12 protein-coding genes are annotated in these 14,334 nt (G+C 41.1%); 10 read left to right on the forward strand and 2 right to left on the reverse strand.

Translation table 11 applies throughout. From position 1 onward, the window contains the following. Positions 1–81 precede the first annotated feature (81 nt). From secA to C6Y01_RS09700, 3 genes are all read left to right on the forward strand, one after another. On the forward strand, positions 82–2,607 hold the full coding sequence (gene secA / locus C6Y01_RS09690; RefSeq protein WP_034660134.1) for a preprotein translocase subunit SecA: 2,526 nt from the start codon (positions 82–84) through the stop codon (positions 2,605–2,607). Between the two features lie 67 nt (positions 2,608–2,674). After that, positions 2,675–3,776 (forward strand): peptide chain release factor 2 gene (gene prfB, locus C6Y01_RS09695; protein WP_106038110.1). Its coding sequence is split into 2 segments (ribosomal slippage): positions 2,675–2,746 and positions 2,748–3,776, totalling 1,101 coding nucleotides; the frame shifts between segments, so codons are not numbered across the junction. 124 nt (positions 3,777–3,900) lie between these two features. Continuing rightward, the gene (locus tag C6Y01_RS09700; RefSeq protein WP_106038111.1) at positions 3,901–5,694 is read left to right on the forward strand and encodes a M3 family oligoendopeptidase; all 1,794 of its coding nucleotides are present in this window, start codon (positions 3,901–3,903) and stop codon (positions 5,692–5,694) included. A gap of 16 nt (positions 5,695–5,710) precedes the next feature. Here C6Y01_RS09700 and C6Y01_RS09705 read toward each other — a convergent pair whose 3' ends face one another. Further along, the gene (locus C6Y01_RS09705) at positions 5,711–6,445 is read right to left on the reverse strand and encodes an alpha/beta family hydrolase (protein ID WP_034660132.1); all 735 of its coding nucleotides are present in this window, start codon (positions 6,443–6,445) and stop codon (positions 5,711–5,713) included. 189 nt (positions 6,446–6,634) lie between these two features. Between C6Y01_RS09705 and C6Y01_RS09710 the strand changes: the two genes are divergently transcribed. From C6Y01_RS09710 to C6Y01_RS09730, 5 genes are all read left to right on the forward strand, one after another. Continuing rightward, positions 6,635–7,483: a YitT family protein gene (locus C6Y01_RS09710; protein WP_034660131.1), complete on the forward strand. Its 849-nt coding sequence runs from the start codon at positions 6,635–6,637 to the stop codon at positions 7,481–7,483. A gap of 48 nt (positions 7,484–7,531) precedes the next feature. Then, positions 7,532–7,861: a cytochrome c551 gene (gene cccB, locus C6Y01_RS09715; RefSeq protein WP_034660130.1), complete on the forward strand. Its 330-nt coding sequence runs from the start codon at positions 7,532–7,534 to the stop codon at positions 7,859–7,861. A gap of 380 nt (positions 7,862–8,241) precedes the next feature. Continuing rightward, entirely contained in the window at positions 8,242–8,928 is a 687-nt protein-coding gene (gene ftsE, locus C6Y01_RS09720) for a cell division ATP-binding protein FtsE (RefSeq protein ID WP_034660129.1), read from the forward strand. Next, positions 8,921–9,811, forward strand: coding sequence for a permease-like cell division protein FtsX (ftsX, locus tag C6Y01_RS09725; protein WP_034660128.1), 891 nt, complete (start codon positions 8,921–8,923; stop codon positions 9,809–9,811). Before ftsE ends, ftsX begins: the two co-directional genes overlap by 8 nt. Before the next feature lie 111 nt (positions 9,812–9,922). Next, the gene (locus tag C6Y01_RS09730; protein ID WP_034660127.1) at positions 9,923–11,188 is read left to right on the forward strand and encodes a murein hydrolase activator EnvC family protein; all 1,266 of its coding nucleotides are present in this window, start codon (positions 9,923–9,925) and stop codon (positions 11,186–11,188) included. A gap of 50 nt (positions 11,189–11,238) precedes the next feature. Here the strand turns inward: C6Y01_RS09730 and C6Y01_RS09735 are convergent, their stop codons facing one another. Beyond that, a complete protein-coding gene (locus C6Y01_RS09735) occupies positions 11,239–11,979 on the reverse strand; it encodes a sulfite exporter TauE/SafE family protein (protein WP_034660126.1) in 741 nt (246 codons plus the stop codon). A gap of 153 nt (positions 11,980–12,132) precedes the next feature. On the opposite strand from C6Y01_RS09735, the gene ctpB reads away from it, so the two are divergent. After that, the gene (gene ctpB / locus C6Y01_RS09740; RefSeq protein ID WP_034660125.1) at positions 12,133–13,581 is read left to right on the forward strand and encodes a carboxy-terminal processing protease CtpB; all 1,449 of its coding nucleotides are present in this window, start codon (positions 12,133–12,135) and stop codon (positions 13,579–13,581) included. Positions 13,582–13,925: 344 nt separating this feature from the next. Further along, on the forward strand, positions 13,926–14,279 hold the full coding sequence (locus C6Y01_RS09745; RefSeq protein WP_007500014.1) for a swarming motility protein SwrAA: 354 nt from the start codon (positions 13,926–13,928) through the stop codon (positions 14,277–14,279). The last annotated feature ends 55 nt before the right edge of the window (positions 14,280–14,334 follow it).

Here is a 14,334-nt window from a genome sequence, read left to right on the forward strand (position 1 = left end):
TATGATAAATGCAGGTAAATATGGACCTGTCAATCTTTTGGACATGCCGAAAAATTGCATGAAATAGAGGAGCGTTATTATATGCTTGGAATCTTAAACAAAGTGTTTGATCCTACGAAACGTACGATCAGCAAATATGAAAAAAAAGCAAATGAAATCGAAGCTCTCGCACAAGATTTCGAGAAATTATCTGACGAGGCTTTACGAAATAAAACGATTGAATTTAAAGAAAAACTTGAAAAAGGACAATCCGTGGATGACCTGTTGGTTGAAGCATTTGCAACGGTTCGCGAGGCATCACGCCGCGTGACAGGAATGTTCCCGTTTAAGGTGCAGCTCATGGGGGGGATCGCGCTTCATGAAGGCAACATCTCTGAGATGAAAACAGGTGAAGGTAAAACGTTGACATCAACAATGCCTGTTTATTTAAATGCTCTTTCTGGAAAAGGCGTCCACATTGTGACAGTCAACGAATATTTGGCAAGCCGTGATGCAGAGGAAATGGGCAAGATTTTTGAATTTCTTGGCTTAACGGTTGGCTTAAACTTAAACAGCTTAGACAAAGATGAAAAAAGAGAAGCGTATGCCGCTGATATCACGTATTCAACAAACAATGAACTGGGCTTTGACTATTTACGAGATAACATGGTGCTTTACAAAGAGCAAATGGTTCAAAGACCGCTTCATTATGCCGTGATCGATGAGGTTGACTCCATCTTAATTGATGAAGCGAGAACACCTCTTATCATTTCTGGACAAGCTGCGAAATCTACAAAGCTTTACGTACAAGCCAATGCATTTGTTCGTACATTAAAAATAGAAGATGATTTCACATATGATATTAAAACAAAAAGTGTACAGCTGACAGAAAGCGGAATGACGAAGGCGGAAAAAGCATTCGGCATCGAGAACTTATTTGATGTTAAGCATGTTGCGCTGAACCATCACATCGCTCAGGCGCTGAAGGCACATGTTGCGATGCAAAAAGATGTGGATTATGTCGTTGAAGAAGGCCAAGTCGTTATTGTTGACTCTTTCACAGGACGTTTAATGAAAGGACGCCGTTATAGTGAAGGTCTGCATCAAGCTATTGAGGCAAAAGAAGGTCTCGAAGTGCAGAACGAAAGTATGACCCTTGCAACGATTACGTTCCAGAACTACTTCCGTATGTATGAAAAGCTATCTGGTATGACTGGTACAGCGAAAACGGAAGAAGAAGAATTCCGTAACATTTACAACATGCAGGTTGTGACAATCCCGACCAATCAACCAGTGGTTCGTGATGACAGACCTGATTTAATTTACCGCACAATGGAAGGTAAATTTAAAGCAGTGGCTGAGGATGTTGCGCAGCGCTATATGACAGGGCAGCCAGTTCTTGTCGGAACAGTAGCGGTTGAGACATCTGAGCTTATTTCTAAGCTGCTTAAAAATAAAGGGATTCCTCATCAAGTGTTAAATGCGAAAAACCATGAGCGTGAGGCACAAATTATTGAAGAGGCTGGTCAAAAAGGAGCCGTCACCATTGCGACAAACATGGCAGGTCGTGGTACGGACATCAAGCTTGGCGAAGGCGTCAAAGAGCTTGGCGGTCTAGCTGTAATTGGGACAGAGCGTCATGAATCACGACGTATTGATAACCAGCTTCGCGGACGTTCTGGTCGTCAAGGAGACCCAGGGATTACTCAATTCTATCTCTCCATGGAAGATGAATTGATGCGCCGATTTGGTGCAGAGCGCACGATGGCGATGCTTGACCGCTTTGGCATGGATGACTCTACACCTATCCAAAGTAAAATGGTGTCTAAAGCCGTTGAATCATCTCAAAAACGCGTCGAGGGGAACAACTTTGATTCCCGTAAACAGCTTCTGCAATATGACGATGTACTTCGTCAGCAGCGTGAAGTGATTTACAAACAACGCTTTGAAGTCATCGATTCTGATAACTTAAAATCGATTGTCATCAATATGATTCAATCTTCAATTGAGCGGGCTGTTGGTTCTTATACGCCGAAAGAAGAGCTTCCTGAAGAATGGAAACTAGATGGGCTTGTTGAATTAATCAACACGAACTATTTAGATGAAGGAGCTATTTCGGTCAAAGATATTTATGGCAAAGAAGCAGATGAAATCACCTCCTTCATCATGGATCGTATTAAAGAAAAATACGATGCAAAAGAAGAAACATATGGCGATGAACAAATGCGAGAATTTGAAAAAGTCATCGTTCTTCGTGCGGTGGATTCAAAGTGGATGGATCATATCGATGCAATGGATCAGCTGCGCCAAGGGATTCATTTACGCGCGTATGCACAAACGAATCCGCTTCGTGAGTATCAAATGGAAGGATTTGCGATGTTTGAGCATATGGTTGCTTCAATCGAAGATGATGTAGCCAAATATGTCTTAAAATCAGAAATCCAAAACAACCTAGAACGTGAAGAAGTCGTTCAAGGTCAAACAACAGCTCATCAGCCTCAAGAGGGTGATGAGGAGAAGACAGTGAAAAAGAAGCCGGTACGTAAAGTCGTAGACATTGGACGAAACTCACCATGTCACTGCGGTAGCGGCAAGAAATATAAAAATTGTCATGGGAAGACAGAATAAGTAATGGAAAGAGGTGAAAACCTCTTTCTATTCATGTCAGCCCCCATACATCTATGAGGTGAAGGATATGGAATTAGTAGAAATTAGACAAGAGCTTGAAAATATGGCTAGCAGGCTAGCTGATTTTAGGGGGTCTCTTTGACCTCGAAACAAAAGAAGCCAAAATTGCAGAACTCGAAGCGACAATGTCAGAAGCTGATTTTTGGAATGATCAGCAAAAGGCACAAGGCGTCATCAATGAAGCCAATGCACTAAAGGATAATGTGAATGCATACCATGAGCTCAGTGAATCTCATGAAGAGCTGCAAATGACACATGACCTATTAAAGGAAGATTATGACGAGGAGCTTCATGCAGAGCTTGAAAAAGAGCTGAAGAACTTAACCAAGCAGTTTAACGAGTTTGAGCTGCAGCTTCTCTTAAGTGAACCATATGATAAAAACAATGCCATTCTTGAGCTTCACCCTGGTGCAGGCGGTACTGAATCACAGGACTGGGGTTCTATGCTTCTGAGAATGTATACTCGCTGGGCAGAGCGCAGAGGCTTTAAGGTTGAAATGCTTGATTATCTTCCTGGTGATGAAGCAGGAATTAAATCTGTGACATTGCTCATCAAAGGGCATAACGCATACGGGTACTTAAAAGCAGAAAAAGGTGTCCATCGTTTGGTTCGTATTTCTCCTTTTGATTCATCTGGCCGCAGGCATACGTCCTTCGTTTCCTGTGATGTCATGCCAGAGTTCAATGAAGAAATTGATATTGATATTCGGACAGAAGATATCAAGGTAGATACGTATCGTGCAAGCGGCGCAGGTGGACAGCACGTCAATACGACTGACTCTGCCGTTCGTATCACACACATACCAACCAATGTTGTGGTCACATGCCAAACAGAAAGGTCACAAATCAAAAACAGAGAACGTGCGATGAAAATGCTGAAATCGAAACTTTATCAAAGACGGATCGAAGAACAGCAGGCTGAATTGGATGAAATTAGAGGAGAGCAGAAAGAAATTGGCTGGGGAAGCCAAATTCGCTCTTATGTATTCCATCCGTATTCTCTTGTGAAAGACCATCGAACCAATACGGAGATGGGAAATGTTCAAGCGGTCATGGATGGAGATTTAGATTCATTTATCGATGCTTACTTACGTTCGAAATTATCATAAAAACTCGGCTTCTTGCTGGGTTTTTTTAATTGTGAGAAAATATAATGAATATAAAGGAATACATACGCCATACTGACTCTATATCCTTTGTATGATGAAATTAGCAAATAAAGGGGGAAATATTTTGGGATTAACACCATTACAAGAGACGTGGGATTTAGATGCCTTTTTTAAAGGAGGCAGTTCTTCACCAGAATTTAAAACATACCTGCAACACATTCAGCAGCTATTAAATGAATTACGACAAAAGGTCGATGCCTTTTCAAAAGAAGATACACACATTGAAAGCAGGTTAACGTCTGTCTTTGACACGTATGAAACGACATATAAAAAACTGTCTCAAGCAGGTTCATTTGTTTCCTGTCTTCAATCTCAAAATACAAAGGATATGAAGGCTGGCAGTCTTCGAGGTACGATTGCCAAGCTGGAAGCTGATTTAGGTACCATTCTTGCGCTGTTTGATCAAGCGCTTGCTGCCATCTCTCCTAGCAAATGGGAAGATCTCATGAATTCAGAAGCCTTTTCAGATGTGCGCTACATATTAAATGAACGAAGAGAGCGCGTGAAGGATCAATTGCCTGTTGAACAAGAAACATTGATACAAAAATTAGCTGTAGATGGCTACCATGCGTGGGATGAGCTTTATTCTAGCTTGGTGAATAAGATTATGATTCCATTTGAACAAGATGGTGTAACGCAGATGATCTCTGTCGGCCAAGCGGAAAATGCGATGGATGATTCAGATCGTGAAGTCAGAAAGGCCGTATATCATAACTTAGAGCACGCATGGACGCAGGATGAACATCTATTTGCAAGCACCCTAAACCATCTGGCAGGTTTTCGTTTACAAGTATATGAAGCAAGAGGCTGGGATCATATTTTAAAAGAGCCGCTTGATATTTGCCGCATGAAACAAGAAACCCTTGATGCAATGTGGTCTGTGATTGATGAACATAAGCAGCCATTCATTGACTACTTACATCGAAAAGCTGACATGCTTGGAGTGGATAAGCTAAGCTGGTTTGATGTTGGGGCTCCTATTGGCAGTGAGACCAAGATCTATCCGTATCAAGAAGCAGCTGCTTTTATTGTGAAACATTTCGCTGGATTTGGAGAAGAGCTTGCTGCCTTTACAGAAAAAGCCTTTAATGAACGCTGGGTAGAAGCTGAAGATCGTCCAAACAAACGAGTAGGCGGATTTTGTACAAATTTCCCTGACAGCGGGGAGTCACGCATTTTTATGACCTTCTCAGGAAGTCCATCCAATGTGGCGACACTCGCGCATGAGCTTGGTCATTCGTTCCATCAGGAAGTGATGCAGGATGTTCGCATTCTTAATCGCAAATATGCGATGAATGTAGCTGAAACGGCGTCGACATTCGCAGAAATGATTGTGGCTGATGCTTCATTAAAAGAAGCGGCAAATGAAGAGGAGCGTCTCAGCTTGTTAGAGGATAAGCTGCAGCGGAGTGTAGCATTTTTCATGAATATTCAATCTCGTTTCTTATTTGAACAGCGTTTTTATGAAGAGCGTAAACAAGGAGAAGTGCCGGCGGATCGGTTGAATGAGCTGATGGTAGAAGCGCAGAAGGAAGCCTTCGGTGACTCTTTAGATGAATACCATCCACATTTCTGGGCGTCTAAGCTGCATTTCCATATCACAGGTGTACCGTTTTATAATTTCCCATACACATTTGGCTACATGTTCTCGCTAGGGATTTATTCAAAAGCCTTGCAGGCTGGTACTTCGTTTGAAGAGAAGTACATTGCATTACTAAAGGATACAGCTTCAATGACAGTAGAAGATTTGGCCTATAAGCACTTAGGCGTCGATCTTACCCAAAAAGACTTTTGGGAGGAAGCCATTGGTTTAGCTGTAGCAGACGCTGAAGAGTTTTTAGAAGCGACGAAAAAGTAAAAATGAAAAGCTCCTATTACGGGAGCTTTTTTGCTGGTTTTAGCCATTCAAGCATGGTCTGAATGATATCCTTTTGCTGCGTGAGGGCTGGAATGTCCGCAGGCTGATCACCTTTTTGTTTGCCGTACATGCCAAACTGAGCATGGTTCCCGCCTTTTATTTCATGGTAAACGGTTTGAGACGGCAGATTTGTTTTCGATTTCTTGATTTTCTCTTGTGTCGCAAGCCCATCCTTTTCACCTGATATAGAGAGTACGTTCAAGGACGATGATTTCAAGTTATCTGATGCTGGATAAGACGCAAGGAAAAAGAGACCGTCGAGCTTGCGCTGGTTTTTTTCTGCAAACATAGCGGCAGCTGTTCCGCCTAGTGAATGACCGCCAATATACCAGTGTTTGATCGTTTGATGAACTTTCATAATATCGTGTGCTTTGTTTGTATTAAAAATCGCAAACGAAAATGGCATGTCAGGGATAAAGACAGAATAACCTTTTTTCATCAGTTCATTCCCGATATTGGCGTACGAAAGTGGTTCTACCTTTGCCCCGGGATAGAGAATAATACCAGTATCGCTTTTTGCTGATGCAAATGTATACACATCGTTTTTATGTTCCACTTGCTCGATGTTCACTTGCTTTTTTAATGCGGCGGATGGTCCGTATGTAAAGCGGCTCCATGTATAGAAAGCACCAAAAGCCAAGATGATCAGTGCAAGTAATGTCATGCCTGTTATCTTCAGTATTTTCTTCATCGCATGTCCCTTCTTTCTCATGTACATATTAAATATACCATCATTTGCTCCTATGCCAAACGGCAAGTACGCTGATCCGTTTGTGTGATAAAGTATTAATCCATTAGCACTGCATTTGGCTGTTATTTACATTCGTTTTAGGAGGGCTTAAAATAGGTGTGCATTCAGAAGTAACGGAGGAAGAAAGACATGAAGCAGGGACATTCACAATTATGGATTGAAGCGAAAAATTACTTGTTCATTTTAATCGGATCAGCCATTGTGGCGATTGGATTTAATACGTTATTATTACCGAATCAGATTGCTGCAGGTGGAGTGAGCGGTATTAGTACGATTATGCAGTCATTCGGCTTTGAGGCGGCGTATGTGCAATGGGGACTCAATATTCCGCTGTTTATCGCTGGTTTTTATTTATTAGGCGGGACATTTGGCGTGAAAACGCTCGTTGGCTCTATTTTTTTACCTTCGATGGTGTTTGTCACAAGACATATTGCACCTGTGACACATGAAGCGCTCTTAGCAGCCATTTTTGGCGGAGTGGTGATTGGGATCGGAATAGGGCTCGTGTTCCTTGGAAATGGATCAACAGGTGGAACGGCGCTCGCTGCCAAAATCATCAATAAATATACAGGCCTCACGCTTGGCACCTGTTTAGCGATGATGGATGGCCTAATTGTCCTGGCTGCGATGACTGTTTTTGGGATTGAAGAGGGACTGTACGCTGTCATTGGTGTGTTTATTTCAAGTAAAACGATTGATGTCGTACAGGCCGGCTTCAGTCATTCGAAAATGGCGATGATCATTACAGGGCATGAGGATGAGGTCAGGCAGGCAGTATTTGATCAAATTGACCGTGGTGTCACAAAGATCTCAGCAGTCGGTGGATATACCGACCATGACCGTCCAATTCTGATGTGTGTCGTTGGGCAGTCACAATTCACAAAGTTGAAACAAGTGGTGAAAGCAATCGATGCATCAGCATTTGTCATCGTAATGGATGCAAAAGAGGTGCTTGGTGAGGGTTTTAAAAGGGCGTAAACAAGGATATAATAGCGTTGACCAAATGATTGTAAGGGAGGGAAATTGATGAAAAAAAGCGGATTAATGATGCTGTTTGCAGTGATGCTTCTTGTTCTTGCGGCTTGTGGAGGAAATTCAGGCAGCAGTGACAAAGAAGGCAGCAAAAGTGCTTCAACTGTGAGCAGTGGTGAGGAAATTTATCAGCAAAACTGTATTGGCTGTCATGGGAAAGACCTATCTGGTGGAGGCGGACCAAGCCTGAAAGAAGTAGGGAAGAAATATAATGAAAGCCAAATCGCAGATATTGCACAGAATGGTAAAGGCTCTATGCCAAGCGGAATGGTAGATGAGAAGCAAGCAAAAGAAGTGGCAAAATGGCTTGCAGAGAAAAAATAAAACCTTTGTCTAATCGACAAGGTTTTTTTGTTTTTATATGTAGAAAAAGATTTTTGAATAATATGAAAACGTATTATATTAAATTTTATTAAAAAAATAAGGGTAGAAAGACATGTTTATCGGTTTTAATTGTTCCTTTTACCTTTTAACTATAAGTTTTGAAATATAAATGTAATACCATTGCGTCGATTCATGACGTATAATTGGAGTTGTTGAAATTTAGACGATTCATTTTTTTCATCTTTTTGGATGAAAAGGACATAAATTGCTTGTACGTATCGAAGGGTATGTGCGTGACCATACATAACGTTTTTTGACGATAAGTGTCAAAACATCATGATAAGCTGTTAGTCAGCAATAAGAAAAGATTAGGTGATTACATGATTGAAATGAAGGAAGTCTACAAGATCTATCCTAACGGTGTAAAGGCGATCAATGGAATCAATGTCTCTATCCACCCAGGAGAGTTTGTGTATGTTGTTGGTCCCAGTGGTGCTGGTAAATCCACTTTCATCAAAATGATGTATCGTGAAGAGAAGCCAACCAAAGGGAAAATCTTAATTAATAGCAGAGATTTAGCCTCAATTAAGGAAAAAGAAATTCCTTACGTAAGAAGAGAAATTGGCGTAGTATTCCAAGATTTCAAACTACTTCCAACCCTCACGGTGTTTGAGAATGTGGCATTTGCTCTTGAAGTCATTGGGGAACAGCCTCATATCATTAAGAAAAAGGTGCTGGATGTACTTGATTTGGTACAGCTCAAGCACAAAGCACGACAATTTCCTGACCAGCTGTCTGGCGGTGAACAGCAGCGTGTATCTATCGCTCGCTCGATCGTGAATAGTCCTGAGGTTGTCATTGCAGATGAGCCGACAGGAAACCTTGATCCAGACACATCTTTGGAAATCATGAAGACACTCGAAGAGATTAATAACCGCGGAACAACAGTCGTCATGGCGACACACAACAAAGAAATTGTAAACAGCATGAAGAAACGTGTCATCGCAATCGAAGATGGAATGATTGTGCGTGACGAAGCAAGAGGGGAGTACGGCATTTATGATTAAAACTCTCTCGCGGCATTTACGTGAGAGCTTCCGTTCACTTGGAAGAAACACGTGGATGACATTTGCATCAATTAGTGCGGTCACTGTCACATTGATTTTAGTTGGGGTTTTTCTTGTGATTATGCTCAACTTGAATAACATGGCATCGAACGCTGAAAAAGAAGTAGAAGTAAAAGTGTTAATCGAATTAACGGCGAATCAAAAGCAGCAGGATGAATTAAAAGCAGAAATTGAGAAGATTCCTGAAATCAGTGATGTGAAGTACTCATCTAAAGATGACGAACTAAAAGCGCTGATTAAAAGCTTTGGTGAAAATGGACAATCCATGGGACTTGTTGATCAAGAAAACCCATTAAACGATGCGTTTATTGTGAAAACATCAGATCCACACGATACACCAAAAGTAGCGAAGAAATTAGAAAACTTAAAGGGTACGTATAAAGTAACCTATGGAAAAGAAGAAGTCAGCCGACTCTTTAATGTGGTCGGAGTGGCGCGAAATGTAGGTATTGCGCTCATTATTGGGCTTTTATTTACAGCCATGTTCTTGATCTCTAATACGATCAAAATTACGATTTTTGCTAGACGTAAAGAAATCGAGATTATGAAACTCGTAGGTGCAACGAACTGGTTTATCCGCTGGCCATTCTTTATTGAAGGATTACTGCTTGGTGTATTTGGTTCCATTATACCAATCGCTCTATTGCTTGGCACATATCAATATGCAGTGGGCTGGGTGGCACCGAGAGTACAAGGCTCATTTATTTCCATGCTTCCATATAACCCGTTTGTCTATCAAGTTTCACTGGTCCTTCTATTGATCGGTGCAATCATTGGTGTATGGGGAAGCTTGACGTCCATCCGTAAATTCTTAAAAGTATAAATCTATTTTTGATGGCAGCACTCGAGAATTTGATAGAAGGTGTGACCGGTTGAACCGATTCATCCGGTCGACTCTTTATGCAGGCAGTTGTCATAGGAGGGGAATATCGTTTTGAAAAGAAAGCTGATGATGGCTGGAATGGCAGCGTTTATTGGAACAACGTGGCTATACATTCCAGGGAACGAGAATCGTGCATTCGCATACGAAGACCTAGATCAAAAACGTCAACAAATCGAAGAGAAAACATCAAAGACTGAATCAACTTTGAAGAAAAAGAAATCAGAGCTGGCTAAGCTTGAAAAGAAAGAATCCAAGCTCAAAAAAGAAATTGAAAAGATTGACCACAAGGTAAGTGCTGCAACTGAAAAAGTCGCTGAAAAAGAAAAAGAAGTCAAACAAACGAAGCAAGAGATCAAGAAACTAAAAAAAGACATTCAAGTCATCAATGATCGAATTGAAAAAAGAAAAGCTATATTCAAAGATCGAATTCGTTCGATGCAAAAAAGCGGCGGTACGATCAACTATTTAGATGTGCTGCTGGGTGCTCGCAGCTTTAGTGATTTTGTCGGTCGTGTTGGAGCTGTCACAACCATTGTCGAAGCAGACAAAGACATGATTACAGAACATGAAAATGATTTAAAGCTGGTGGAGCAAAAAGAAGCAGAGCTAAATAATCAGCTAAATGGACTTGAAACATCTCTGAAAGAGCTAGAAGAGCTGAAAAAGGATTTGTCTAAACAGCAAAAAGAAAAAGAGAAAATCTTAGGGGATGTAACAGATAAAAAGAACCATGCCCATGATGAATTAGGCAAACTTGAAAATGAACAAGAAATTCTAGCGAACCAAAAAGCGGCTGTGAAGTCTGAGGAAGCACGCCGCCAAAAGGAAGAAGCGAAGAGAGCAGAACAAGCAGCTGCTGAAAAAAGTGCACCTGCACCTCAAAGCGGCGGCTCGGATCAAGTATCTGATACACCAGCAAGCAGCTCCGGCTTTATTAAACCAGCTGCTGGCCGATTCTCATCTGGCTTTGGCGGACGTTCAGGCGGACAGCACTACGGTTTAGATATTGCAGCAAAAGGCACAGTATCTGTCGTCGCAGCTGCAGCTGGAACAGTCACGAACTCAAGCTACTCATCGAGCTACGGGAATGTGATATTCATTACGCATAATATCAATGGACAGACCTATCAAACGGTATATGCCCACCTGTCTACAAGAAGTGTGTCCACAGGGCAGAGAGTCGAGCAAGGACAATTCCTTGGATATATGGGGAATACAGGCCAATCACATGGTCAGCATCTCCACTTTGAAATTCATAAAGGATTATGGAATGGCGCTAAATCAAATGCAGTCAATCCAGCGCAATATATCCGCTAATCAAAAAGCCGATAACATCATGTTATCGGCCTTTTTTATTCTAAATGAAATTAAAATAACAGCAGTAAACCGGCAATAATAGGTGTTAACAGTACAGCCGATTTCAATAAGAGCTTCGGTGCAAGGCGTGTGAATTTTGCGCCAATAAATGCCCCTAATACTGTTCCAATTAAAATTTGAATCAGCAAGATAAAATCAACATAGCCCTCTGTAATGTATCCAATTCCACCACCGATGGAAATTGGAATAATGACAAGCATTGTCGTGCCAACTGCCTGTCGAATGGAAAGTCTCAGTAAAATCAAAAGTCCTACTTGAATAAATGGTGCAGACCCGATACCAAACATACCTGACAGCAATCCGGATACAAGTCCTAAAATAATACCCCTTATGAGCAGCTGACGTGAAGAAAGCGGCTGATGCTCAGTGTCTTCCTTAAGAACAAATAATTTGATCATCATAAACACAGCGGATAAAAAGAGCATTCCAGCTGTTAAATAGTGCAGACTTTCTTCTGGAATAAAAGGAGCAACCTTAGCTCCTGCAAAAGAAGCAACACAAGCCAAAGCTCCGACAATCAAACCAGATTTCAGCTGAATATTCCCTTCCCGGTAGTGGCTGTATGCACCTGATAACGTCGTAAATGCCATTGCGGCTAAAGACGTCCCGAGTGCGGTATGGATAGGGATATCAAAAATTAACGTAAGCAATGCGATGACAAAACCAGCCCCGCCTGCTCCTACAAATCCTAATAAAATTCCTAATAAAAGCATCGTCAATATAATATACATAGCGAAGACTCCTTCTCGATCATAACAAAATAAAAATTACACCTAATGAAATGATTAGTCAAGCCTTCGCGGGAGAATGTCTTTACATGAAATCCCTTCTTCTGGCATATAATAACTCAGGTCATCAGGAAGAGTTGAAGAAGGAGGCCAAATATGAAAAAACAAATCGCATCTATTATGGCAAGTGTCGTTCTATTAATAAGTGCAGGGGTGATGACGCATAAAGAAGGAACTCATGCAGAGTCACCGCAAGCAGCTGCTGCAATGGCTGGACAAGCTCAATCAAGTGATAAGGCGAAAGAGAATGGGATGGAGAAAATCGAGAAAGCCTATGACCTGATATCGAATGAATATGTAGAGGAAGTGGATCGCCAAAAGCTGCTTGAAGGCGCCATTCAAGGAATGCTTTCAACTTTAAATGATCCGTATTCAGTATACATGGACAAGCAAACCGCCAAGCAATTTTCTGATTCGCTTGATTCTTCTTTTGAGGGAATTGGGGCAGAAGTGGGAATGGATGAAGGAAAAATCATTATCGTCTCTGCCTTTAAAAAATCCCCTGCGGCAAAAGCAGGTCTAAAGCCGAAAGATGAAATCATCAGCATTGATGGTGAGCCAATGAAAGATAAAAGCTTAAACGATGCTGTACTGAAAATCAGAGGAAAAAAGGGAACATCTGTCGCTCTGAAAATCAGACGAAACGGGATTGAAAAAGAGTTAACATTCCATATCAAACGAGAAGAAATTCCGCTTGAAACCGTAACTTCTTCTGTGAAAGAGGTAAATGGTCATAAAACGGGCTATATCGCGATCTCTAGCTTTTCTGAAGATACTGCGAAGGATTTCACGTCAAGCCTGAAACAGCTCGAGAAAAAGGGCATAGAAGGTCTTGTGCTGGATGTGAGAGGGAACCCTGGCGGCTATCTGCAAAGTGTAGAAGATATTTTGAAGCATTTTATTACGAAGGATCAGCCTTATATTCAAATTGCAGAACGGAACGGCGACAGGAAACGATATTTTTCAAAACGGAAAGAACAGAAGCCTTACCCAGTTAATGTCTTAATCGATAAAGGCAGTGCATCCGCTTCTGAAATACTTGCTGGTGCTATGAAAGAAGCCGGAAAATATGAAGTCGTCGGTGATGTCTCCTTTGGGAAAGGCACTGTGCAGCAGGCGGTTCCAATGGGTGACGGCAGTAACATTAAATTAACGCTGTATAAATGGCTCACGCCAAAAGGGAATTGGATTCACAAAAAAGGTGTCGTACCGACAATTGCGATTCATCAGCCAGATTACTTTACCGTAGGCCCACTTCAACTGAAAGAACCGCTTCAGCTGGATATGAACAATGAAGAAGTGAGACAAGCACAGACGCTGTTAAAGGGATTGTCATTTGACCCCGGCAGAGTAGACGGCTACTTTGATGAAGAAACGAAAAAGGCGGTGCTAGCCTTCCAAAGCACATACAATCTCGATAAATCAGGTGTGATTGATCTGAAGACAGCAAAAATGATGAACAAAATGGTGGATGAAGTGAAATCCTATGAGAAAAATGATCTTCAACTGCAGACTGCACTAAAAGCACTATATCTTAAAAAATAAAGAGGCGAATAAATGCCTCTTTTTTTTGGTTCATAAGTGTCACGAACATGTAATAGTTTATTCTTAAAAATAAATTATATCGAGAAATATATTCATTTATTTTACAAAAAACATAACATTCCTTCGATTTTACCCGATAACATATTTATATAAGAGACTTTCTGTTGATTTAAACATGTCATGAAAATGAAACTTTTGAAAGTTGTATGTTACATAAATAATTCTTACAATATAAAGTAGCACTCATTTTAAATATTTTATTTTTTGCGGATATTCAGCTTGAGCATTAAGCTGTACCGAGGTTTGCGCTTTTCTTAAAAGAACTAGTAAATGGGGGTACACAATTGAAAAGGGCAAGTATTGTGAGAGAGAAAAAATATTACGAGTTGGTAGAGGAGCTTAAGAGTCGTACGAAAGATGTGACGTTTTCCGCTACAAAGGCATTAAGTCTGCTCATGCTGTTAAGCAGGTACTTGGTCAATTACACAACGGTAGAATCAGTCGACGAAATCGATGAAGACTGTGCTGAGATATACTTCAATTATTTAATGGATAATCATAAGAGACTTGGTATAAACTTAACCGACATCAAGAGGTCGATGCAGCTGCTCGGCGGCATACTAGATGTAGATGTCAATCACTACTTAAAAGATTTTTCACTGTCGAATGTCACACTTTGGATGAATCAGGAGAAATAAACCTGGTGTCAAGCATCGATTTATTTGATAGAATAAGAGAAAATGCTTGACTTGG

Origin of the sequence: Bacillus sp. NMCC46, from assembly GCF_002998465.1 — a bacterium.
In the GTDB taxonomy this organism is placed as follows: domain Bacteria; phylum Bacillota; class Bacilli; order Bacillales; family Bacillaceae; genus Bacillus.